Annotated in this window: 20 protein-coding genes; 4 read left to right on the forward strand and 16 right to left on the reverse strand. The window is 59.7% G+C overall.

Annotated elements, in window-relative coordinates:
* Window positions 1-151: 151 nt before the first annotated feature.
* The 4 genes from GQR96_RS18170 to GQR96_RS18185 all read right to left on the reverse strand — a co-directional run bounded on the left by GQR96_RS18170 (window position 152) and on the right by GQR96_RS18185 (window position 9,543).
* Window positions 152-1,318, reverse strand: a complete 1,167-nt coding sequence (locus tag GQR96_RS18170; RefSeq protein WP_002913894.1) for a dual-specificity RNA methyltransferase RlmN — start codon at window positions 1,316-1,318, stop codon at window positions 152-154.
* Between the two features lie 358 nt (window positions 1,319-1,676).
* Window positions 1,677-2,108, reverse strand: coding sequence for a nucleoside-diphosphate kinase (gene ndk, locus GQR96_RS18175; protein ID WP_004866348.1), 432 nt, complete (start codon window positions 2,106-2,108; stop codon window positions 1,677-1,679).
* Between the two features lie 160 nt (window positions 2,109-2,268).
* The gene (gene pbpC / locus GQR96_RS18180; protein WP_069734070.1) at window positions 2,269-4,593 is read right to left on the reverse strand and encodes a peptidoglycan glycosyltransferase PbpC; all 2,325 of its coding nucleotides are present in this window, start codon (window positions 4,591-4,593) and stop codon (window positions 2,269-2,271) included.
* Window positions 4,594-9,543 carry an alpha-2-macroglobulin family protein gene (locus GQR96_RS18185; RefSeq protein ID WP_069734069.1) on the reverse strand — a complete coding sequence of 1,650 codons (4,950 nt, stop codon included), beginning with the start codon at window positions 9,541-9,543 and terminating at the stop codon, window positions 4,594-4,596. It abuts the gene before it with no gap.
* Between the two features lie 206 nt (window positions 9,544-9,749).
* Here GQR96_RS18185 and sseA point away from each other — a divergent pair, with 206 nt between their 5' ends.
* The 3 genes from sseA to GQR96_RS18200 all read left to right on the forward strand — a co-directional run bounded on the left by sseA (window position 9,750) and on the right by GQR96_RS18200 (window position 12,366).
* Complete coding sequence (sseA, locus tag GQR96_RS18190; protein ID WP_004201882.1) at window positions 9,750-10,607, forward strand: 3-mercaptopyruvate sulfurtransferase; 858 nt, start codon at window positions 9,750-9,752, stop codon at window positions 10,605-10,607.
* Between the two features lie 164 nt (window positions 10,608-10,771).
* Window positions 10,772-11,422 (forward strand): DUF5066 family protein, encoded by a 651-nt coding sequence (locus GQR96_RS18195; RefSeq protein ID WP_069734232.1) that lies wholly within the window; start codon window positions 10,772-10,774, stop codon window positions 11,420-11,422.
* Window positions 11,423-11,523: 101 nt separating this feature from the next.
* Complete coding sequence (locus GQR96_RS18200; protein WP_069734068.1) at window positions 11,524-12,366, forward strand: hypothetical protein; 843 nt, start codon at window positions 11,524-11,526, stop codon at window positions 12,364-12,366.
* A gap of 66 nt (window positions 12,367-12,432) precedes the next feature.
* On the opposite strand, the gene sseB is transcribed toward GQR96_RS18200, so the two are convergent.
* The 11 genes from sseB to trmJ all read right to left on the reverse strand — a co-directional run bounded on the left by sseB (window position 12,433) and on the right by trmJ (window position 21,320).
* Complete coding sequence (sseB, locus tag GQR96_RS18205; RefSeq protein ID WP_004201877.1) at window positions 12,433-13,209, reverse strand: enhanced serine sensitivity protein SseB; 777 nt, start codon at window positions 13,207-13,209, stop codon at window positions 12,433-12,435.
* 96 nt (window positions 13,210-13,305) lie between these two features.
* Complete coding sequence (pepB, locus tag GQR96_RS18210) at window positions 13,306-14,592, reverse strand: aminopeptidase PepB (RefSeq protein ID WP_004201874.1); 1,287 nt, start codon at window positions 14,590-14,592, stop codon at window positions 13,306-13,308.
* 107 nt (window positions 14,593-14,699) lie between these two features.
* Window positions 14,700-14,900 carry a Fe-S cluster assembly protein IscX gene (gene iscX / locus GQR96_RS18215; RefSeq protein WP_002913954.1) on the reverse strand — a complete coding sequence of 67 codons (201 nt, stop codon included), beginning with the start codon at window positions 14,898-14,900 and terminating at the stop codon, window positions 14,700-14,702.
* 1 nt (window position 14,901) lies between these two features.
* Window positions 14,902-15,237 (reverse strand): ISC system 2Fe-2S type ferredoxin, encoded by a 336-nt coding sequence (gene fdx / locus GQR96_RS18220; protein WP_004201872.1) that lies wholly within the window; start codon window positions 15,235-15,237, stop codon window positions 14,902-14,904.
* 1 nt (window position 15,238) lies between these two features.
* Window positions 15,239-17,089 carry a Fe-S protein assembly chaperone HscA gene (hscA, locus tag GQR96_RS18225; protein ID WP_004201870.1) on the reverse strand — a complete coding sequence of 617 codons (1,851 nt, stop codon included), beginning with the start codon at window positions 17,087-17,089 and terminating at the stop codon, window positions 15,239-15,241.
* A 15-nt stretch (window positions 17,090-17,104) separates the two neighbouring features.
* Window positions 17,105-17,620, reverse strand: coding sequence for a co-chaperone HscB (hscB, locus tag GQR96_RS18230; protein ID WP_004201868.1), 516 nt, complete (start codon window positions 17,618-17,620; stop codon window positions 17,105-17,107).
* A 74-nt stretch (window positions 17,621-17,694) separates the two neighbouring features.
* A complete protein-coding gene (gene iscA, locus GQR96_RS18235; RefSeq protein WP_002913979.1) occupies window positions 17,695-18,018 on the reverse strand; it encodes an iron-sulfur cluster assembly protein IscA in 324 nt (107 codons plus the stop codon).
* Between the two features lie 17 nt (window positions 18,019-18,035).
* The gene (gene iscU / locus GQR96_RS18240; RefSeq protein WP_002913991.1) at window positions 18,036-18,422 is read right to left on the reverse strand and encodes a Fe-S cluster assembly scaffold IscU; all 387 of its coding nucleotides are present in this window, start codon (window positions 18,420-18,422) and stop codon (window positions 18,036-18,038) included.
* Window positions 18,423-18,448: 26 nt separating this feature from the next.
* Complete coding sequence (gene iscS / locus GQR96_RS18245) at window positions 18,449-19,663, reverse strand: cysteine desulfurase (protein ID WP_017900428.1); 1,215 nt, start codon at window positions 19,661-19,663, stop codon at window positions 18,449-18,451.
* Window positions 19,664-19,841: 178 nt separating this feature from the next.
* The gene (gene iscR, locus GQR96_RS18250; protein WP_002913993.1) at window positions 19,842-20,333 is read right to left on the reverse strand and encodes a Fe-S cluster assembly transcriptional regulator IscR; all 492 of its coding nucleotides are present in this window, start codon (window positions 20,331-20,333) and stop codon (window positions 19,842-19,844) included.
* A 252-nt stretch (window positions 20,334-20,585) separates the two neighbouring features.
* Window positions 20,586-21,320: a tRNA (cytosine(32)/uridine(32)-2'-O)-methyltransferase TrmJ gene (gene trmJ / locus GQR96_RS18255; RefSeq protein ID WP_004201864.1), complete on the reverse strand. Its 735-nt coding sequence runs from the start codon at window positions 21,318-21,320 to the stop codon at window positions 20,586-20,588.
* Between the two features lie 120 nt (window positions 21,321-21,440).
* Between trmJ and suhB the strand changes: the two genes are divergently transcribed.
* Window positions 21,441-22,244, forward strand: a complete 804-nt coding sequence (gene suhB / locus GQR96_RS18260; protein ID WP_002913995.1) for an inositol-1-monophosphatase — start codon at window positions 21,441-21,443, stop codon at window positions 22,242-22,244.
* Between the two features lie 46 nt (window positions 22,245-22,290).
* On the opposite strand, the gene GQR96_RS18265 is transcribed toward suhB, so the two are convergent.
* Window positions 22,291-23,127, reverse strand: coding sequence for a hypothetical protein (locus tag GQR96_RS18265; protein WP_049003911.1), 837 nt, complete (start codon window positions 23,125-23,127; stop codon window positions 22,291-22,293).
* Between the last annotated feature and the right edge of the window lie 39 nt (window positions 23,128-23,166).

Raw genomic sequence — 23,166 nt, forward strand, 5'->3', positions numbered from 1 at the left:
AAAATTGAATGCTAAGCGGTTGTTGTGCCGCTACATACTGCCTCAAAGTCGACAAAAACGCACCGTAATTATTAACCGAATCAGCGTATTTCGCCTGGCTATAGGTCATAAATATGGCCCGTGCCGCCTGCGCTGCACGGGCCATCATTTGTCAGACCGCTTTTACGTCAATCGCTTCGCCCTGCATCCGCTTACGCAGCGTGCGCTTGGTACGGTCGATAACATCGCCCGCCAGCTGACCGCAGGCGGCGTCGATATCGTCGCCGCGCGTTTTACGCACGATGGTCGTAAAGCCGTACTCCATCAGGACTTTGGAGAAACGGTCGATGCGGCTGTTGGAGCTGCGGCCATACGGCGCGCCCGGGAACGGGTTCCATGGGATCAGGTTGATCTTACACGGCGTATCTTTCAGCAACGCCGCCAGTTCGTGGGCGTGCTCGGTGCCGTCGTTGACATGATCCAGCATCACGTACTCGATGGTCACCCGGCCCTGGTTGGCGTTGGACTTCGAAATATAGCCGCGCACCGAGTTGAGGAAGGTCTCGATGTTGTACTTTTTGTTGATCGGGACGATTTCGTCACGAATGGTATCGTTCGGCGCGTGCAGGGAGATCGCCAGCGCGACGTCGATCATATCGCCGAGTTTATCCAGCGCCGGCACCACGCCGGAAGTCGACAGGGTGACGCGACGTTTGGAGAGGCCAAAGCCGAAATCGTCGAGCATGATTTCCATCGCCGGAACGACGTTGTTGAGGTTCAGCAGCGGCTCGCCCATGCCCATCATCACCACGTTGGTGATCGGACGTACGCCGGTGGTCTTCACCGCACCGACGATTTTCGCCGCGCGCCAGACCTGGCCGATAATTTCGGAAACCCGCAGGTTACGGTTAAAGCCCTGCTGGGCGGTGGAGCAGAATTTACACTCCAGCGCGCAGCCTACCTGGGAGGAGACGCACAGGGTGGCGCGGTCTTCTTCCGGGATATAGACGGTCTCGACGCGCTGATCGCCAACGGCAATCGCCCATTTGATGGTCCCGTCGGTTGAGCGTTGTTCTTCAACTACTTCCGGGGCGCGGATCTCCGCCACTTCTTTCAGTTTACTGCGCAGGACTTTGTTGATGTCAGTCATCTCATCAAAGTCGTCGCAGCAGTAGTGATACATCCATTTCATCACCTGATCGGCGCGGAAAGGCTTCTCGCCCATGTTTTTGAAAAACTCGCGCATCTGCTGACGGTTTAAATCCAGCAGGTTGATTTTGGCATCTTTGTTCGGCACCGTCAGAGCGGCGGTATCAGGCGTGACAATTTGTTCAGACATAATGTTTTCCGGCCTCGTTATTACACGTTATGGCCCCAGGTGGGTTGAAAAAGAAACGCCCCGGAGAGCGACAGCTCGTCCAGGGGCGCTATATTCTACAAATTCTGGCGCATCATTGCCACGTTTGCACAAAGCAATGATAAAAAATCTGTAACTGACTGCTCAATCCTCTAAGGCTTTTCGATTGTCGCAAGGCGGCAAGCAAGTGACAAATTCGTCGGGAACGAATTTGACCAGCCGTAGGCTGGCCTCCGGTGAGAGGCAGGAGCCTCTCATTAATCCCCGGGAGCATAGATAACTATGTGACCGGGGTGAACGCGCGCAGCCAACGCCGCGACGGTCGAAAAGACGACGAGGATTAGCGAGTACGCGGGCAAACCTCGCCTTCAGCAAAGAAGAACGCGATTTCGCGAGCAGCGGATTCTACAGAGTCGGAACCGTGGGTGCCGTTCTCGGTGAAGCTGTCAGCGTAGTCAGCGCGCAGGGTACCGGCCAGGGCGTTGTCCGGGTTGGTCGCGCCCAGCAGGTCACGGTGACGCTGAACCGCGTTTTCGCCTTCCAGTACGGAAACCACGATCGGGCCGGAGGTCATGAACTCAACCAGACCGTCGAAGAACGGACGGCCTTCGTGCTCAGCATAGAAGCCGCGAGCCTGCTCAACGGTCAGATGCAGCATTTTGGTGCCGACGATTTTGAACCCTGCAGCTTCAAAGCGAGAAAAGATGCTGCCAATAACGTTTTTTGCCACCGCGTTTGGTTTGATGATGGAAAAAGTACGTTCAATAGCCATGATTACCTCTAATTAAATGTTCTGTTGTTGCACATACGATCGTATGGCCTGGCGCGCATTATAATGAGCAACGTCGGCGATGCCTACGGACGAAGGTAACATTTTGTTAAAATAAGATGAGTATTAGCAACACAAACCGCCAACAACAGATTTACCCTGTTTATTGTAGGGTGAAATTGGCGGCCGCCGTTTGCCCCGCCTCATCCATTACCACCAGTTGCCACTCGCCGGGCTTATCGAGCGTAATTATCGTTCTTGCGCCCGCTGCCTCTAACGGTTCACCGTTAATAAACCACCAGCGCCGCCCTTCTCCACCGCTCGTTTGCACGGGTAACATCACCCGCGCCTCGCCCGGGAGCCGTTTTATTACCGCCCCTTCGCGAATGCCGGAAAGCACCAGCGGCGCGGCATCCTGAGTCTGCAGCGGCGGACACGCCTTCGATGCCGTGCCCAGCCGCGCCCGGCGGCGCTCGCTAACCGGCAGCCAGGGTTCTAACGGTAGCGGCCAGACATCAACAGAAGTTTCTGTCGCGCCCGGACAATCCGCGGCGACCCTTTCTCCTGCTGCGTTACGCCACACCGGGAAGCGGATACCGCGCACGCCCTCCTGACCCGGCAGCAGCAGCGTCGGCGGCTGGCTGTCTTCCAGCAGCCAGCTGGCCAGGCGACGACGGCAGTTGCTGTCGCCCGCCGGCAGCGCCTGGCCGCCGGGCCAGCATAGCGTCCCGCGGCTGACCGTTGCCGGGCGCGGATCGACCGGCAGGCCGCCGCGGCTCATCGCCGGGCGGGCGAGCAGCAGATTATTGACCTGATTGAGCAACGGCACCGCGCTGGCGAAACCAAACTGCCCCACCACCGGCGTACCGTCCGGACGCCCGGTCCAGATGCCTATCAGATAACGCGCATTGAGACCCACCGCCCATGCATCGCGATACCCGTAGCTGGTGCCGGTCTTCCAGGCCAGCGGCGCCACTTGCGGGAGTGAGGCATCGGGAACCGGTTGCGCTTCGCCGGCCAGGATGCGCCGGACGATCCACGCCGCCCCCGGGGATAGCAGCGCCTTTTCCACCAGCGGGTCTCCGGGCTTCATGCGCAGCCGCGCCGCCTTCCCGTGGCGGGCAAAGGCGCTGTATGCCGCGACGATATCTTCCAGCCTCGCCCCGGCGCCGCCAAGGATCAACGACAGATTTGGCTCGGCGCCGGCGGGCAGCATCAGGGGCAACCCGGCATTGCGCAAATTCGCCGCGAAACGTTTGGGCCCGTAGGCTTCAAGTACCTGGACCGCCGGCAGATTCAGGGAGCGCACCAGCGCCTCGCTGGCGCTCACCGGGCCGTGAAAGCCGCTGTCAAAGTTACCGGGGCGATAATCGCTAAAGCGCCGCGGCACATCCTGCAATAACGACGACGGATGAATCAGCCCCTCATCCATCGCCAGCGCATAAATGAAGGGTTTCAACACCGACCCCGGCGAACGGACCGCCGACGCCATATCAATGTGGCCAAAGCGGCTGTCGTCCGTAATATCCGCCGAACCCACCCAGCCGCGGACTTTCATATCCGTGTGATCGACCACGACCATCGCCAGCGAACTGCGCGGCGGCAGGCGCGATTTCCAGTTCAGCGCCAGATCCTCAAGCTGCCGCTGGAGTCCGGCATCGAGGGTCGTCACCACCTTTTCATCGCCACTGCTCGCCAGCGCCCGACGAGCGAAGAGCGGCGCCAGCTGCGGCATCTGGCGCGGAAACAGCCACACCGGCTCCTCCATCGCCTCCTTTACCGCCTGCTCCGGCCAGACGCCCTGACTGACCATACGCGCAAGCACTTTATCGCGCGCCGCCTGGGCCCGCTGCGGCCAGCGGTCCGGACGTAAACGGCTGGGCGCCTGGGGCAGCACCGCCAGCAGCGCCGCCTCGCCGTAGCTAAGCCTGGCAGGCGGCTTCCCGAGATAGGCCCAGCTGGCCGCGCCGATACCCTGCAGGGTGCCGCCAAACGGCGCGCGGTTCAAATAGAGGGTCAGAATGTCGCTTTTTGACAGATGCCACTCCAGCTGCAGCGCACGCCACAGCTGGCGCAGCTTGCCGCCGAAAGTGCGGGGGTGAGGATCGAGCAGACGCGCCACCTGCATGGTAAGCGTGCTGCCGCCGGAAATGACCCGCCCGGAGGTGAGATCCTGCCAGGCGGCGCGCACTACAGCGAAGGGATTGACCCCCGGATGGCGCCAGAACCAGCGGTCTTCGTACTGGATGAGCGCCTGAAGATAACGCGGCGACACGTCGGCGAGAGTGACCGGATATCGCCAGACGCCCTGCGCGTCGGCAAACCGCCACAGGGGGGTCCCGTCCTCCGCCACCACCACGCGGGCGGGCGTAACGTCCCGCAGCGGCAGCGGCCACAGGCGATCGGCCGCCAGCACCGCCAGCCACAGCAGAAAGATAAACGCCGCCAGCCCGCGCCAGCAGCGTTTTACCCGAGGCAATACGCGCATTTACGGCGTCACGGTGAGCGGGCCGCTGGCCGTTCCGGTCGCCCGCCACTGCGGCACATACATCGATTCCACCTGCGGCTGCGGGACCTGATAAGTGCCCGGCGTCACCGCTCGCGCCAGATAGACCAGCGTCACCGGCTGACCTTCATTGACCGCGACTGCGGCGACGAAGCGGTCATCGCGAAACTCGATATGCTGAATATCCGCCTGCTGCATCTGGTTAAGCAGGTTTTGCACCGCTTCGCCATTCTCCTGCAGGCTGGCGCTGCTGTTGGCCAAATTCTGGTTTTCCAGCTCCAGACCTGCTGGCAACAGATCAACCACCAGCGCGTCAGGCACGTTGCGTTTGGCGGTCACCTCCAGCTTGACGAGTACCAGTTCGCCGCTGCGCAGTGATGACAGCGATTTCTGCTGCCCCTGGGTATCGAAAATAGTTCGTTCAATCCCCAGGACGTTGCCGCCCGGCTGCGGCGCGCTTTGCGGATAGCCGCTGCTGTCAAGGCGCAGCCACAGCGGCTGGCTGCCGGTGTTGCTCACCTGCAGTGCCGCCAGCCGATCGCCGTCGAGGTTGCGGGTTTGCGCTTTGTCGCCGGTCAGCGGCTCCGCCTGCAGCGAGGTTTGCGCCTGCCAGCTGCCCGGCAGGTCGGCCAGCGTCCGTCCGGCAAGGAACAGGGCGTTGGTTTCCTGGGTCGACAGCCAGCGCTGGCCATAGGCCTCTTCCGACAGCGTGCTCAAAAGCTGATTTTGCACCTCCGGCAGCAGCTTATTCTCTTCCAGCAGCGCCAGCTTCAGGGCGTCATCGCGAAGCGGGCTACCGTAATCGCCCAGCCAGCGTTTCTCATCCTGACGCGGGGTGGCAACCGCCAGCTTCAGCGCGGCGTCGCCGCGCGGCGCATCGCCCATGGTTTTCAGCGCGATGCCGAGCTGCAACAGCGGCAAGCCGGATCGCGCCTGGTCGTGACGGCTCCAGATTTCACGTAAGGCGCCGAGGGGGGCTTTTTGCTGACGCGCCAGCACCAGCGCGGCATAGGCCTGAGCGGCAAAGCGGCTGGCCTGGGCGTCGTCGCTGTAGCGTACGGTCATCAGCCCCGGCTCCTGCAGGTAGCGCAGCAGACGTTCATTGCCTTTATTGATAGCGTTGATCGGCACGCTGTAACCCTGCTCGCCGGCGCGAACGAGGAAATCCATGGCGTAAGCGGTCAGCCAGTACTCTTCCGGCCCCTCTTTATCCCATAGCGCAAAGCCGCCGTTTTCCAGCTGCATCTGCAGCAGGCGCGAGATGCCGACATCGATTGCCGCGCGGCGTTTTTCGTCGCTATCGCCGCTGATGCCCAGCGCCTTTAGCTGCGCCGCGCTGGTATACAGGGACGGGAACAGACCGCTGGCGGTCTGCTCAAGGCAGCCGTAAGGATAGGCTTTCAGATCGCGGATATAACGCGCGAGATTCAGCGGCGGCTTGCCGCTGAGCAGCAGCTGGCCCTGCAGCGTCTGCGGGGCGAAACCTGCCGATTGTGCCGCTGGCGCCTGCCAGCTTTCGCCGGGCTGCAGCACGGCGCCGCTGTTGACGGTCTGCGCCGGGAACGCCGGACGAACGCCGATTTTCCACTGTTTCTGCAGCGGGGCGAAGGTTTCCCCCGGCAGGCTCAGGCCGCTGATCGTGGCGTTCACCTGGCCATCGCCGAAGCCCGCCAGCGCGCTCACCGGCACAAACAGCGTGCTGCGTGCCCCCGGCGCCAGCTGCACCGGCGGCAGTTGACCCTCGGTCAAGGACACCAGCCCGCTGGCGGCAAGATGCACCTGCAGGGTTTGCGGTTTATCGGTCAGGTTGCTGAGATCCAGCGCCAGACGCGTAGTGTCGCCGCTGGCGAGGAAGCGCGGAGTGTTCAGCTCGGCGATGACCGGGGCGGCCACCACTACTTTATCTTCGCTGCTGCCAAAGTCATTCGCCGTCCAGGCCTGAGCCATCACCCGCAGTTCGCCGTTAAAATCACCGATCGGCAGCGTCACCGTCCCTTCGCCCTGATCGTTCATCACCACCGGCTGCGCTTGTTGGGCGATGATGGTCACATGATTAACCGGCGGTTTACCGCCACGTTTTAACTCGTCGCCATCGCCGCCGAAGCGCAGGCTGGCCACACGTCCCTGTCCTTCAATGACCTGGCCGTAAATATCATAGATATCCGCCCCATAACGTTTCTGGCCAAAGAAGGCGTTCCACGGATCCGGGGTGGCGTAATCGGTAATATTCAGCACCCCGCTATCGACCGCCGAGAGCAGAACGTTCACCTGTTTCGGCGCCTCGCCCTCTTTGACGCTGGCTTTCACTTTCACCGTCAGCGGCTGGTTGGGGCGCATTTTATCCGGGGCCTCCAGCGCCAGCGTCAGGCGACGTTTTTCATCGCCCAGCGGCAGATGCAGCAGGCCCACCGCGCGTTTCGGCGTCGCCGAGCGGGATTTATCGCCAGGACGAACCACCAGCGTGCTGAGGTAGAGGTCGTGGCGATTCCAGGCTTTATCCACCGGGATCGACAGGTCCATTCCCTCGGCAGGTACGTCAATCTCCTGCCACCACAGCGGCCCTTCGCTGGATTCCACCATCGCGTAGCCTTTACCCGCTGCCGGGGCAGCAATGTGCAGCCTGATGGTGTCACCCGGCTTATAGCTCGGTTTATCCAGCTTCATGGTGACCCGGTCCGGGCGCGCTGCGCCGGTGCCTTCGCTGTTATCCTGCCAGCTGTAGCCCGCCCAGAAGCGCACGCTGCTGACGACATCGTCCGGTCCTTTCACCTCCAGGCGATAGGAGCCCCACTCTACCGGAAAGCTCACTTTACCGATCTGGCCGGCCTGCAAATCCAGCGACTCCTCGCCCTCCTGCAGATCTTTTTGATCGAACTGCGACTGCCAGCCTTCGCTGTCGGACCAGTTCCAGTAATAATCGCGGCGCTCGCGGATCAGCCGTACCTGCAGGCCGGAAACGGCTTTTTTCTCGCCTTTGGCGTCGGCATAGACGATATCAAACGCGGCGTTGCTGTTTTCATCCACCACCGGCTGCTTCACCGTAGTGTCAGTGCGGTAGTCGTAAACGTCCTTCAGGGTAAATTGCGGGCGGATCCCCGGCAGCGCCTCGGCAGGCCAGATCGGCTGCATAACCGTACGGGTGACCGGACGCCCGCCGGACTCCAGCAGGCTCGCCTGCAACACCACCTGCAGCGGCGAATGGCTATCCTGCCACTGGCTTGAGGTCGTCACTTCACCATGGCCGTTTTCATCCAGCGTCAGCTGGACTTCATCAAGGCTGCGGGAGAGATTTTCTTCCGCGATATCGCCGAACTGGAAGCCCGGCAGAGCGGCGACGGCGTCGCGCAGCGGGCGCAGGAACAGTTTGCCCTGCAGCTGGTTGCCGCTGGCCGGCGCGCCGTAGAGATAAGCGCCGCTGACGCCAAAGGCGACATCGGCATTCGGCGCGACAGGCGCCGCCTGCGGCGTCAGCTTCAGCGCCATGCGTTCCGGCATGAAGTCTTCGACGTGGAAATCCCATTCGCGGGGCTGATTGTCGCCGGTGCTGGCGCGAATGTGCCACATGCCGGTGGCCGCGCCGCTGTCGAGCGGATAAGTAAACTGGTACAGGCCGTTAACCGGCTTGCTCATCACCGAGCGGATCACCTGGCCATCCGGCTGGACCACCTCCAGCTTCACCGGCTGTTCCGCCAGCGGCTTGCCGTCGCTATCGCGCAACAGCGCATTGAGGATCACCGTTTCGCCCGGACGATAGAGATCCCGTGGGCCAAACATAAAGAACTGTTTACTGAAGCCAGGCGCGCCGGCAATGGAGAACTCCGCCAGATCCAACGCCGGCAGTTTGAGGTCAAGGAGCGTGGTCTGCCCCTCTTTGCGCACCAGCAGCAGCGCGGCTTCTTTATCGGTTTGCAGGGTGACGTGACCCTGGCTATCGCTTTTCGCCTGCGCCAGGGTCTGCCCTTTGGCGTTGAGCAGCTGGACGTCGATACCAGACTGGGCGGCGCCGTTTTCCAGGCTCTGGGTAAAGACGTCCAGCCGGTTGTGGTAACGATGCGCCGACACGCCGATATCGCTAAGGGTAAACAGCGTCGCCGCGTTGCTGTAGCTATAATGACCCGCCGGGTTCATGACCGCCACGTAGACGCCAGGCTGCTGGAGCGGCTTGATGTCGCTCAGCGGCAGCAGCAGCTTTTCGCGGGTATTGCGCGCCGGATTGAGGTCAAAGCGGCCGCTGTATACCAGATCGGCCATCTTCAGCAGCTCGTCGGATTCCCAGTTGCTTAATGAATTGCGGTATTCCCACTGACTGACGAAGGCCGAGAGCGATTCCGGCTTAATGCGGAAGAAGTTCACGTCGACGTTATCGACGTTCAGCGCCATCACCGGCAGCCCGGCGATCACGTTGCCCGGCAGCAGCGAGCCGCGGCTGGCAAACCCAACGCTTGGCGCGATATCACGGGTGGTCAGAGTCTTCTCGAATGGTTTATCGAGCGTCGCCTTGTTCAGGGCGACCAGCGTCGGGTCGACCGAGACAATCAGCTCGCGCTTTGGCTCCAGGTGACGCAGACGCAGCTCTTTGAGGTTCGGCGCCAGCTCCCAGGCGCCATCTACCTTACCGCTCTTCTTATCCACCAGGTGTACGCTGCGGGAGAAATCCTGGTCCGGCTGCAGCGGCACGGAAAAGGTCAGCACCAGGGTCGCGGCGCCATCCAGCTGCACCTCCGAGGCGTCGAGCAGCGTCAGCGCTTTGCCCTGACTTTTTTCCGCCAGCGCCGCCAGCTGGGCGCTGTCCGGTTTTGCCGCCGCTCCAGGGCCGCTATCGGCGGCCGGCGTCGGGGCCGTAGCCTGCGGTGCACCGCTGTCATCACACCCGGTTAATGAAAATGCGGTAAGGAGCGCCAGTGACAGCGCCGCTAAACGAAATGGTTTCATCCTTCTAACCCCTCGGCCGGTGGGCCTGATGCAAATTATCACTTTTTATTATGCGTTAAGGCGGCGCTTCTCAACAGTGATGACGCGGGTTTCTGCCGATTAATCAGAAAAGTGCCGTGACGTCGTCCCCACTCTGGCGTCCTTAACTTGTCAGCACCCGATAAAACGCCGACAATTCAGTCATGAATAGTAAAACGGAGGCACCTATGTCCACCTCGTTTTTTGTCGCCGCCGACTGGCTGGCGGAACATATTGATGACCCGGAGATCCAGATTATCGACGCCCGCATGGCGCCCGCCGGACAGGAGGCCCTGCGCGATATGGCCGCGGAGTACCGCGCCGGCCATGTGCCGAACGCGCTGTTTTTCGATATCGAGGCGCTGTCCGATCACACCAGCCCGCTGCCGCATATGATGCCGCGCGCCGAGGCGTTTGCCGTCGCCATGCGCGAACTGGGCGTCTGCAGCGATAAGCACCTCGTGGTTTATGACGAAGGCAATCTGTTTTCCGCGCCTCGCGCCTGGTGGATGCTGCGCGCCTTTGGCGTGGAGAAGGTGTCGATTCTGGCCGGTGGACTGGAGGGCTGGCGCCGCGACGAACTGCCGCTGGAACAAGGGGTGCCGGAGGTGGCCGAAGGGGAATTCGACGTGCGCTTCGATCCTCAGCAAATTAAGCGCCTGACCGACGTGCTGCTGGTCAGCCATGAAGGGTCGGCGCAGATTGTCGATGCGCGTCCGGCGGCCCGGTTTAACGGCCAGGCTGACGAACCGCGCCCGGGCCTGCGGCGCGGGCATATTCCCGGCGCGCTTAACGTGCCGTGGACGGATCTGGTGATTAACGGCGAGCTGAAGACCGTCGACGAGCTGAACGACATCTTTTTGCGTCAGGGCGTCGATTTTGACCGGCCCATTATCGCCAGCTGCGGCTCCGGCGTGACGGCGGCGGTGGTGGTGCTGGCGCTCACCACGCTTGGCGTGAACGGCGTCTGCCTGTATGACGGCTCATGGAGCGAATGGGGGGCGCGCAGCGATCTGCCGATTGAACCGGCTCCTGCCGCTCAGTAAACGCCGTATGGCCGCGGGCGCCCCGTTCCGCGGCCACTAAATAATTTCTGATTTTCCCCGCCTCTTTCTCCTGCCAGCCGCTAAACCGGTTACTCTGTGCTGCCGCAGGGCTTGCGCCTGCCGTGTTCGCTTTACTGCCACCCACTATATAAGGAAATTGAATGATGGCTTTTTCATTAGCGGATCTCATGGATGTCGTACACAAGCACAACCGCAATCCCACCCCAAAACCGATGCCCGTAGAGGAAGTGGATCGCCTGCGAGTACGGAAATACCGCGATCCGCAAAATAGCGAAACCGTGGCACTTCCGGAAAGTTTGAAAGCGCTGCTGGCTTACGATTGCCAGCTGACAAGCCCCCACGGTCAACGGGTGCTGGAATCGGTTCTGGACGCCATTGATGAACATGGCGTCCTGCTTTCCGACTCGCTGGATGAAGATGCTTATTATATGAATGGCCTTGATATGATCGGGCTGGATATTGAAGAGCTGATGCCCGTCTGGAACGACGATCCGCGTCTTCCTGCCCTGATTCGCCTCTGCCATCCCGGAGATCAGCAGGTATTTATCTATGTCACCGAGCGTGATGAACAGGGTGAATATCCTGTCGTCCGCTTCGAGGGTAAAGAGAATGACCTTTGGCTGGCAGAATCGTCACTGATTGAATATCTGCAGGAGATTTTTGCCGGTGGAGAGGAGAGCCACGACGAATGGCAGCATCAGCAAGCCCTCAACCAAACACGCGATGGCGCCTTGCTGGAGCTGGAATATCTTCATGAGGATCTTTACGCCAGGCTCGAAGGTTGCCCTGACTAATTCACCATCTCCCGCCGAAAGCGCGCTTAACGGGCGCCGTCGGGGCCAGCTCCAGGAGGGAGCGCTTAATCCCTAACCTGATGTCACCACAAGGAGTGAAAATGGCATTAGTCTCCAACCCACATTCTGCTTATTCCCCGCGCCTTCCCTGGCTGGGAGGCATCGCTGGCCTGCTGGTCGGCGGCGCGATCCTCTATTTTTGGCCGCAATGGAACCGAACATGGTTAAGCCTGGTTCCTGCGCCCGTTTCCGTCTATACCCGCTTTCTCGGCGTCACTTTGGCAGACGTCCCGCTGATCACCTATGGTCATCAGGCGCTGCTGGGTTTTCTGATGGTGCTGCTCGCGCCCGGTTATGGTAAATCGACGCTTGCCGCATGGATGATGCACAACCCGGCGTCAAGCCGCCGCTGGCCCGGCGAGGTACTCCGTGCCTGGGTGACGAAATTTGGCCTGCTGGTCATGGTCTTTTGCAATCTGTTCTTTTTGTCCCGGGTCGGATCCGGGACCCTGGCGTTATATATTTTTATTCTCCAGCACATCAGCGTTGCCGCGGCGGTGACGTCAGGAGGGCTGCTGCTGCGTGACGCCCGACGTCTGGCCCGCACATTCGATGCTCAGCTGGCGGATCTGCGCCTTCTGATGCTCCTCACCCTCGGATTCCAGACGATTTTGCCGGCGCAGATCGCGCTGATGAGCGCCCGGAGCGTGAATACGCCGCTGGGCTGGTATATTGTCAGCGCGCAGATGGTGGGAGTGTTACTGGCGTTTATGCTGGTCGCCGGGCTGGTAGCAGCGCTACGCTATCTGCTGGGAGAGGAAAGGTGCCGGGCCTGGCGCGGGGATATGGCGCTCTTCAACGGCATCGTCACGCTGTGCGTGGCGGGATTTCTGCTCTATCACATGGTGTCAGCCTATCCGCGAATCGTTGCCGCCCTGCATTAATCTTTACCAACCCGCTTTGGCATCGAGCTGAAAGTATAGCGAAACCGGGGGCTGCCGCCCCCGCTGTCAGATAATGCGGTTTTGTTTGAAATCGCGCAGGAAGCTGCCCCAGCGCTTTTCATAGAACGGCGTGATATGGGCAATCATAAAGTGGCTGATGCCCTTCTCGCCGTCTACCACCTGGCAAATATCGATCGGCTCATCGCCGGGCAGGGTATCGGTGGCCACGCTGCCGGTGGTCTGAATAATGGACTCGATATCCCCTTCCGCTTCAATGCCGATAAGCAGATTAGCAGGCGCGTCGGCGTGCTCTTTGATCGAGCACAGGAACGCCCGCTTGACGGTTTTCAGCGTTTTGAACAGCGTGGTCAGCGAATCCACCATCTGCGCCGGCGGCTCGGCGACTTCAGACAGCAGCAGCGCTTCGCCCCCCTCCAGCACCGTCTGGGTGCTGAGCGGGCTGCCCTCTTCCCCGAGCAGATGGCTGATTTCCCGCGGGGTGAATTCTTTACCGCTCGGCAGCTTCGGGTTGAGGAACAGCGATTCGCCGAGAGTCATCGCCATCAGCGTGCGGGCCGGCATCATCACGAAAGCCTGTTCGTCTTCCACCGCCTGCTGCAGGGCCTCCAGCGAAGTGAAGAACGGAATGACCGACGTGCCGTCATCTTTTTCCCAGTGCTGCAGATCCAGCGCGCTATCTTCGACAATCTGCTCGCCATCGGCTGCGCTGCCCGGTACCCAGACGGTGGCCTCAAGCAGCGCGCTGAAAAATGCCGGACGATGAGCGGGCTCGGTAGCCGCTTTTTCCAGCAGGGTTTCTAATTCGTTTTTGGTTTCGGACATAGTTTGGCTACTTCAAAAATCGCCCGGCGGCGCGACGTCCGCACGGGCCTGCGGATTTTCCAGGCCGGGTAAGCGTAGCGCTACCCGGCAAGGCCATTACTCAGCCGTCAGCAGATTGGCGATAGTACGTACGCCAAGCCCCGTCGCGCCCGCCGACCACTGCTCAACGGCCGATTTGCGGTAGGTTGCCGAACAGTCGATATGCAGCCAGCCCTGGTGGTAGTTTTCCACGAAGTGGGACAGGAAGCCCGCCGCGGTGCTGGCGCCGGCCGGATAGGCGGCGCTGCCGGTATTGTTCAGTTCCGCGAAGTTAGACGGCAGCTGATTACGGTGGAATTCGGCCAGCGGCAGACGCCAGAACGCTTCATTTTCCGCCTGGGCGCTCGCCAGCAGGCGATTCGCCAGCGCATCGTCAAAGCTGAACAGCGCGTGGTAGTCGTTGCCGAGGGCGGTTTTCGCCGCGCCGGTCAGGGTGGCGGCATCGACGATCAGCTCAGGCTTCTGCGCCGAAGCGTCAATCAGGCCATCCGCCAGCACCAGACGACCTTCGGCGTCGGTGTTCATCACTTCGACGGTTTTGCCGTTGCGATAATGAATAATATCGCCCAGTTTGAAAGCGTTGCCGCTGATCAGGTTGTCGGCGCAGCACAGATAGAGCTTCACGCGCTTATTCAGCCCGCGGGTAATGGCGAAAGCCAGAGCGCCGGTGACAGTCGCCGCGCCGCCCATATCAGACTTCATTGAATCCATAAAGGCGCTCTGTTTGATGCTGTAGCCGCCGGAATCAAAGGTGATGCCTTTACCTACCAGACAGGCGTATACCGGGGCTTCTTTATCGCCGGTCGGGTTATAGTCCAGCGCCAGCAGAACCGGCGGACGCTCGGAGCCGCGGCCGACGGTGTGCAGGCCGAGATAGCCCTGCTCACGCAGATCTTCGCCTTTGGTGATGCGATAGCTCATCTTTTCGCCCGCCACGCTGCACAGCAGGTCGACGGCGCGCTGCGCCAGCTGTTCCGGGCCCAGCTCTTCCGCCGGCGCATTGATGGTGTCGCGCACCCAGTCAATAATGGTCAGACGGTTATCCAGCTCGCTTTTCTGCACATCGTCCAGGGTCGGCCATTCAACTTTTCGGGTGCCTTTCGGGCCTTTATAGCCCGCCCAGAACGCCCACGCGCGGTCGGTGTTCCAGCCTTCGCCGCTTAACGCGACATGCTTGATGCCCATGCCGTCAATTTTACGCGCCGCGCGCTGAATCAAGCCCAGGTCGTCTTTACCGTTGAGATGCAGGGCAATGCCATCATTATTAATGCTGTAAGACGCCTTCTCTCCCCAGCGCGCATCGGCTGGCTGAGTGGAAAGCGTAATCTTCATGGCTTCGGTCATTATCATTATCCTTCTTAGCAAACGGGCCACCGTATGGCAGCCCGTAACGTTCTCTCGCTCGATGATTCATCCGACTTTATACCGCCGCATAAATCATGACGCGAAAATTATTCGGCTTCGTCTAACCAGACTAACAGAATCGCCTCGAGAATTTTTTCATTGGATGCGTTCGGATCATCATCAAACTCTTCCAGATCGCAAATCCACTGATGCATGTCGGTAAAGCGAACGGTTTTTGGGTCGAGGTCAGGGTAAGCGTCATACAGCGCTTCGCCGATTTCACGACTGTCGGTCCATTTCAGTGCCATATTAGTGCTCGCGTGCGTGGTTGATGGTGTAACGCGGGATCTCAACGACCAGATCTTCGTCGGTGACGCGCGCCTGGCAGCTCAGGCGGCTGTCAGGCTCCAGTCCCCAGGCTTTATCCAGCATATCGTCTTCATCTTCGGTACTTTCCGCCAGCGAGTCAAAGCCTTCACGCACGATGCAGTGGCAGGTGGTGCAGGCACAGGATTTTTCGCAAGCGTGTTCAATCTCGATGCCGCTACGCAGCGCCGCATCCAGAATAGTCTCACCGGTCTCAGCTTCCACAACGATGCCATCCGGACACAGGTCCTGGTGGGGCAGAAATACAATTTTTGGCATTTTAAACCTCGTCCACGGATTGGCCTTTCAGCGCGATACGGACCGACTGATCCATACGGCGGGCGGCGAATTCCTGGGTTTGTGTGTCGATATTTTTAATCGCTTCTTTAATGGCGTCGGCGTCGTCGCCTGCCGCGGCGGCGCGTACCTGCTCCGCAGCAGCATCGATAGCCTGACGCTCCGCGGCGCTTAACAGCGCGGCGTCGGCGGCCAGCGCGCTTGTCAGGCTTTCCAGGACGCGTGCGGCTTCTACTTTCTGTTCAGCCAGCATGCGCGCCTGAATATCCTGTTCGGCGTAGCTCATCGAATCTTTAATCATGGTGGCGATTTCGCCATCGGTCAGACCGTAAGACGGTTTCACCTGAATAGAGGCTTCCACGCCGGTCGATTTTTCCATCGCCGTGACGCTCAGCAGGCCATCGGCATCCACCTGGAAGGTGACGCGAATATGCGCCCCGCCCGCCGGCAGCGCCGGGATACCGCGCAGCGCAAAGCGCGCCAGCGAACGGCAATCCTGCACCAGCTCACGCTCGCCCTGCATCACATGAATGGACATCGCCGTCTGGCCATCTTTGAAGGTGGTGAACTCCTGGGCGCGGGCCACCGGAATGGTGGTATTACGCGGGATCACTTTCTCCACCAGACCGCCCATGGTTTCCAGCCCTAACGACAGCGGGATAACGTCGAGCAGCAGCAGTTCGCTGTCCGGCTTGTTGCCGACCAGAATATCGGCCTGGATCGCCGCGCCAATGGCGACGACTTTGTCCGGGTCAATGGCGGTCAGCGGAGTGCGGCCGAAGAATTCGCCTACGCGCTCGCGCACCAGCGGCACGCGGGTCGAACCGCCGACCATCACCACTTCCAGCACCTCTTGCGCCTCAACGCCAGCGTCTTTCAACGCCCGGCGGCAGGCCATTAACGTACGTTTTACCAGCGGGGCGATCAGATCGTTAAACTGGCTGCGGGTAATATCGCCCTGCCAGCCGCCGACCTCAACGTGCGCCACCTCGGCATCGCTAAGGGCAATTTTCGCCGCGATGGCGGCATCCAGCAGCTCACGCTGCAGGCGGTTGTCGCTACGGTCGCTGAAGCCCGCCTGCTCGCGCAGGTAGTCCGCCAGCAGATGATCGAAATCATCGCCGCCGAGAGCGGAATCGCCGCCGGTCGCCAGCACTTCAAACACCCCGCGGCTTAAGCGCAGAATAGAGATATCGAAGGTGCCGCCGCCGAGATCGTAGACCGCAATCACCCCTTCCTGGCCGGAATCAAGGCCATAGGCGATAGCCGCCGCGGTCGGTTCATTAAGCAGGCGCAGCACGTGCAGACCCGCCAGACGCGCCGCGTCTTTGGTCCCCTGACGCTGGGCGTCATCAAAATAAGCGGGAACGGTGATCACCACGCCGTCGAGCTCGCCGGCCAGCGCTTCAGTGGCCCGGGCAGCCAGCGCTTTCAGAATATCGGCGGAGACGCGAATCGGGTTCAGCAGGCCGCCGGCGGTCTGGATCATCGGCAGGCCGTTTTCACTGGCCTGCAGCTGATACGGCAGATGCGGATAGCGATGTTGGATATCGGCGAGGGAGCGCCCCATCATCCGTTTCACGGAGCTGATGGTGTTGGCGGGATCCTGGGCGGCGTTCAGCCGGGCGTCATAGCCGACGGTCAGCCCCGATGCGTGGTAGTTCACCACCGACGGCAGCAGATAGCGGCCTTGATGATCGGGCAGAGTCTCGGCCTGGCCGCTACGCACGGTAGCCACCAGAGAATTGGTGGTGCCCAGGTCGATACCGGCCGCCAGACGACGCTGGTGCGGCGCGGCGCTCAGGCCGGGCTCACTAATTTGTAATAAGGCCATAATTGCTTCCGAAAATTAAAAATCGAGCAGTTTTTCTTCGAGTTCTTCAGCACTGCTGCGCAGTTTATCGAGGAAACGGAGCTTACGCACCGTGTCCGCCGCCGCCTCCCAGCTCTCATTATGCAATTGGTCAACCATCAGCTGATGGCGGGTATCAAACAGCGCTTTCACTCGTTTGATAAAGCTTTCCAGCCGCGCTTCGTCTTTCGCCTGGCCGATCTCATCCAACTCTTCGCGCAGTTCCAGCTGTTCCATCAGGAACGCGGTATCGCGAACGGTATGCTGCTCGCTGGCCAGATCGAAGCCATGCAGCGAGAGGAGGTATTCTGCGCGGGTCAGGGGATGGCGCAGCGTCTGCCAGGCCTGGTTAATGGTGGCGGAATACTGAACCGCCGCAAGCTGCTCCGCAGCGGGCGCGCTGGCAAATTTATCCGGATGGTACTGGCGCTGCAGATCCTGATACCGGACAGCCAGTTGTTCAAGCGAGAGGGTATAGCTGGCTGGTAACCCGAAGAGGGTGAAATAGTCCATAGTAACCTCAGGGTCATGCATCTAAACGAAAACCCCACGCGCGGCGTGACCGCGGTGGGGTTGGGGTGTACCGATTATACGTTAAAGCTTTCGCCGCAGCCGCACTCATCTTTGACGTTCGGGTTGGTGAACTTAAACCCTTCGTTAAGGCCTTCTTTGACGAAGTCCAGCTGCGTGCCGTCGAGGAATTGCAGACTTTTGCCGTCGATCACGACCTTCACGCCTTTGTCTTCAAACACGGTGTCTTCAGCCGCCGGCTCGTCAACAAACTCCAGTACATAGGCCATACCTGAGCAGCCGGAGGTTCTCACGCCCAGGCGCAGGCCAAACCCTTTTCCGCGGTTTGCCAGGAAGGCATTGACTCGCGCTGCTGCACTGTCGCTAAGAGTAATCGACATAACAAAACCTCAACTAATTATTTTGCTTCACGTTTGCTTTTGTAATCCGCAATCGCGGCTTTAATCGCGTCTTCCGCCAGAATAGAGCAGTGAATTTTCACCGGCGGCAGTTCCAGTTCATCGGCGATATCGGTGTTCTTGATCGCCTGCGCTTCGTCCAGGGATTTACCCTTCACCCACTCGGTGACCAGGGAGCTGGAAGCGATAGCAGAACCACAGCCGTAGGTCTTGAAGCGCGCGTCTTCAATGATACCTTCATTGTTGACTTTAATCTGCAACTTCATCACGTCGCCGCAGGCCGGCGCGCCGACCATGCCGCTGCCGACGTTCTCGTCGCTGTTGTCAAAAGAGCCGACGTTGCGCGGGTTCTCGTAATGATCGATAACTTTTTCGCTGTATGCCATGATGAATTCTCCTTATTGGTGCCGAATTAGTGATGTGACCATTCAATACTGTTCAGATCCACGCCCTGTTTGAACATTTCCCACAGTGGAGAAAGCTCGCGCAGACGGCCAATGGATTTACGAATCAGGTTGATGGCGTAGTCAATCTCTTCTTCGGTAGTGAAACGACCTAAAGAGAAACGAATAGAACTGTGCGCCAGTTCATCAGTCATGCCTAACGCGCGCAGCACGTAGGATGGCTCAAGGCTCGCGGAAGTACAGGCTGAACCGGAGGAAACCGCCAGGTCTTTCAGCGCCATAATCAGCGACTCGCCTTCAACATAGTTGAAGCTGACGTTAAGAATGTTCGGCGCGCCCTGCTCAAGGTCGCCGTTGAGGTACACTTCTTCCATATCCTTCACGCCGTTCCACAGACGGTTGCGCAGCGTGCGCAGACGCGCCATCTCGCTTTCCATCTCTTCTTTGGCGATACGGTAAGCTTCACCCATGCCGACGATCTGGTGAACAGGCAGAGTACCGGAACGCATACCGCGCTCGTGGCCGCCGCCGTGGATTTGCGCTTCGATACGAATGCGCGGCTTACGACGCACGTACAGCGCGCCGATGCCTTTCGGACCGTAGATTTTGTGACCGGAGAAGGACATCAGGTCCACTTTCAGCTGGCTGAGATCGATAGGCAGCTTGCCCACGCTCTGGGTGGCGTCTACGTGGTAAATGATACCGCGGGCGCGACACATCTCGCCGATGGTAGCGATATCCTGCACCACGCCGATTTCGTTATTCACATGCATGATGGAAACCAGGATGGTGTCGTCACGCATCGCCGCTTCCAGCTCTTTCAGATCGATAATCCCGTTGCTCTGCGGCGCCAGGTAGGTCACTTCGAAGCCTTCGCGCTCCAGCTGACGGCAGGTATCCAGAACCGCTTTATGCTCGGTTTTGCTGGTGATGATGTGCTTGCCTTTTTTCTGATAAAAGTTGGCAGCACCCTTGATCGCCAGGTTGTCGGATTCAGTCGCACCAGAGGTAAAGACGATTTCGCGCGGGTCGGCACCGACCAGCTCGGCAATCTGGTTGCGGGCGATATCAACCGCCTCTTCAGCCTGCCAGCCAAAACGGTGGGAACGGGAGGCCGGGTTACCAAAGGTCCCGTCCATGGTCAGGAACTGCATCATTTTCTCGGCAACACGCGGGTCCACCGGCGTGGTTGCGGAGTAATCGAGGTAAATCGGTAATTTCATTGCTCTTAAACTCCGTACATCACTCAATGCAAGGAATCAGGCAACCGGCTTGATGTACGACCGAGTACACGGAATGTCGGAGCATCCCGGCCTGATTCTGAAAGCTCTTTATAATCGTTGTCCCGCCGTTTCGCGCTGCCTCGCCCTGTCAGCCGCAGCCCGAAACGGGACGGGTCACTCAGGCGCGCAGTTTAACGTCGATCGCGTCCTGGGTGCGCGCATTGCGCTGGGTTTCGTGCTGATGCTGACGACCGGAAACATCGAGGATCTCCTGGTTATTCACCAGTTCTCCGAGGGTGATATTGTTCAGGAAGCCGGTCAGGCGCTCGCTCAGATCGCGCCACAGCGCGTGAGTCAGGCATTTATCGCCGCCCTGACAGCCGCCCTTGCCCTGGCAACGGGTGGCGTCAACGGATTCGTCCACGGCGCTGATGACTTCGCCGACGGCGATACTGCCGGCATCTTTACCTAACAGATAACCACCGCCTGGGCCACGAACGCTGGAAACCAGGCCATTTTTACGCAGGCGAGAGAACAGCTGTTCCAGATAGGAAAGCGAAATTCCCTGACGCTCTGAAATATCTGCCAACGGCACCGGGCCCGTTTCAGAGTTGAGCGCAACGTCAAGCATCGCGGTCACGGCATAACGCCCTTTAGATGTCAGTCTCATGTCTTACTTAACCTCAAACTCGCCCCTGGCCGGGCTTTTTATTAATATGGGTATTGCATAGCAGGGCCAAGTCTGACATTCCCGAGTAATTTGGTCAACTATTTACTTGACTGTTTTAGTCAGGTATTTGGCTTTCCGTGCCGTTATTAATTTCGAGCCGCTCCCGGGGTCGGCCAAAGGCCTCGCCCGGGCTACAACAGAGATGTAGATTCGTAGGCCGGATAAGCGAAGCGCCATCCGGCGTTAACGCTCTTACTTACCTTTATTCTGCTGCTCAATAGACGCCAGCATGCCGCGCAGGATGTTCAGCTCCTGGCTTTCCGGACGCGCGCGGGTGAACAGACGACGCAGTTTATTCATCACCTGCCCCGGATGGTTCGGACGGATAAAGCCCGTCGCCAGCAGCGTCTGCTCAAGATGGCCGTAGAAACGCTCCAGGTCATCCACCAGCGGGTACGGCGCTTCTTCGTGCTCAACCGCCGGCTGCGCTTGCTCCTGCGCCGCCAGCCAGGCCATCCGCACTTCGTAGGCGATAACCTGCACCGCCATCGCCAGGTTCAGCGAGCTGTACTCCGGGTTGGCGGCGATGGCCACATGGTAGTGACACTTCTGCAGTTCATCGTTAGTCAGGCCAACGCGCTCGCGGCCAAACACCAGCGCCACCGGCGCATGCTGGCCTTCGGCGATGCTTTTCAGACCGCATTCGCGCGGGTCGAGCATCGGCCACGGCAGCGTGCGGGAGCGCGCGCTGGTGCCAACCACCAGGCTACAGCCCGCCAGCGCTTCATCAAGGGTATCGACGATCTGCGCGTTGCCAATGACGTCGCTGGCACCCGCGGCCAGCGCAATGGCCTGGGAATCAGGCTTCACCAGCGGATTGACCAGCCACAGGTTGGTTAAGCCCATGGTTTTCATCGCGCGGGCAACGGAGCCCATATTGCCGGTGTGGGAAGTTTCTACCAGTACGATTCGAATATTTTGCAGCATTATGGTTCTTCGGCTAAAGATTATTCGGGCATGCTACCATAAAACGGAGACATAAGCAGATTTCGCTGTTATTATATGCGCCGTTTTTTCCCGTTCTTTAACATCCAGTGAGAGAGACCGATGCATCCGATGCTGAACATCGCCGTGCGCGCCGCGCGCAAGGCGGGTAATTTAATTGCCAAACACTACGAAACGCCAGACACCGTAGAAACCAGCCAGAAAGGCAGCAATGATTTTGTGACCAACGTCGATAAAGCCGCCGAAGCGATTATTATCGAAACCATTCGCAAATCTTACCCGCAGCACACCATTATCACCGAAGAAAGCGGTGAACACGCTGGTGAAGAGCAGGATGTTCAATGGGTTATCGATCCACTGGATGGCACCACCAACTTCGTTAAACGTCTGCCGCACTTCTCTGTTTCCATCGCCGTACGCATCAAAGGCCGTACTGAAGTCGCGGTGGTTTACGATCCGATGCGTAACGAACTGTTCACCGCGACCCGCGGCCAGGGCGCGCAGCTGAACGGCTACCGTCTGCGCGGCAGCAACGCTCGCGACCTCGACGGCACCATCATCGCGACCGGCTTCCCGTTCAAGGCGAAGCAGCACGCCACCACTTACATGAATATTCTCGGCAACATGTTCACCGAATGCGCCGATTTCCGCCGTACCGGCTCCGCCGCACTGGATCTGGCCTACGTTGCCGCCGGCCGCGTTGACGGTTACTTTGAAATCGCCCTGAAACCATGGGATTTCGCCGCAGGCGAGCTGATCGCTCGTGAAGCAGGCGCTATCGTGTGCGACTTCACCGGCGGTCATAACTATATGCTGACGGGCAACATCGTTGCCGGTAACCCGCGCGTGGTAAAAGCGATGCTGGCGAACATGCGCGAGCAGCTGAGCGATGCGCTGAAGCGTTAATCTCTTACTGATGTCAAAAAGGAAGCCGCGGCTTCCTTTTTTTATGTCATGACAGCATCCTCAGGATCTGGCGAATCACCGCATTACCGCCAATACAGAGCACCGTCAGGCCGCTAAATAAAGCCAGCGGTCCGCGCCAGCGCAGGCAGCCCTGCGGCCCCAGCCAGCACCGGAAACACAGCGCTATTCCTACCGTCGCCAGGCGAGCGAGCAGCACGCCCACCATCGCCGGAACCAGCAGCAGCCATCCCCACAGCGGCAGCTCATACTGCTGCGCACTGAGTAAAATCCATACCAGCTGAAACGGCAGATAAAAACTCAGGGCAACGATCAGCGGAATGCGAATATTGCCTGCCGGTGCGGCAACGCCTTTAACGCCGCGCCAGCCGTCGCGCAGCAGTATTGCTGCCAGCACCAGCGTGGCCAGATAGCAAACGTCGTTACAGATGCCCGCAATCTGCATTAGCCTGTCGCTGCTTAGCTTACTCATAAACGCGAAACGCCAGAAAATGATCACCAGAAAACCGAACTGCAACGCCCAACTGCGCAGGATCCAGTCGACCATCTCCCGCGGCGAGGGTTGGTTATGCACAGCCCAGGCGACGATGGGCAGTTTACTGTGCCCGGGATGGCAAAAGGCCAGCACGAAGCCTGACAGCGTCAGGGTGGCGTAGGCCACCAGCGGGATATCCGCGACACTCGCCACCCCGAATCGCATAACATACGGCATGGCGTGGTAGACGCGCACCAGATCGGACGGCCACCAGCTGGCCAGGGCTGGAAACCAGAAGACGATCGCCAGGCCCGCCAGCAGCCCGGCGGCGCCGGCGCAGCCATAATAGAACCGCCCGCTCTGCGCGGGAGAAACGATATTTGCGGCCATAGCGACTCCTTGTCATCCGCCGAAAAGCGGAAAACTAGA

Origin of the sequence: Klebsiella sp. PCX (genome assembly GCF_021869705.1) — a bacterium.
GTDB classification, from domain to species: domain Bacteria; phylum Pseudomonadota; class Gammaproteobacteria; order Enterobacterales; family Enterobacteriaceae; genus Klebsiella; species Klebsiella quasipneumoniae.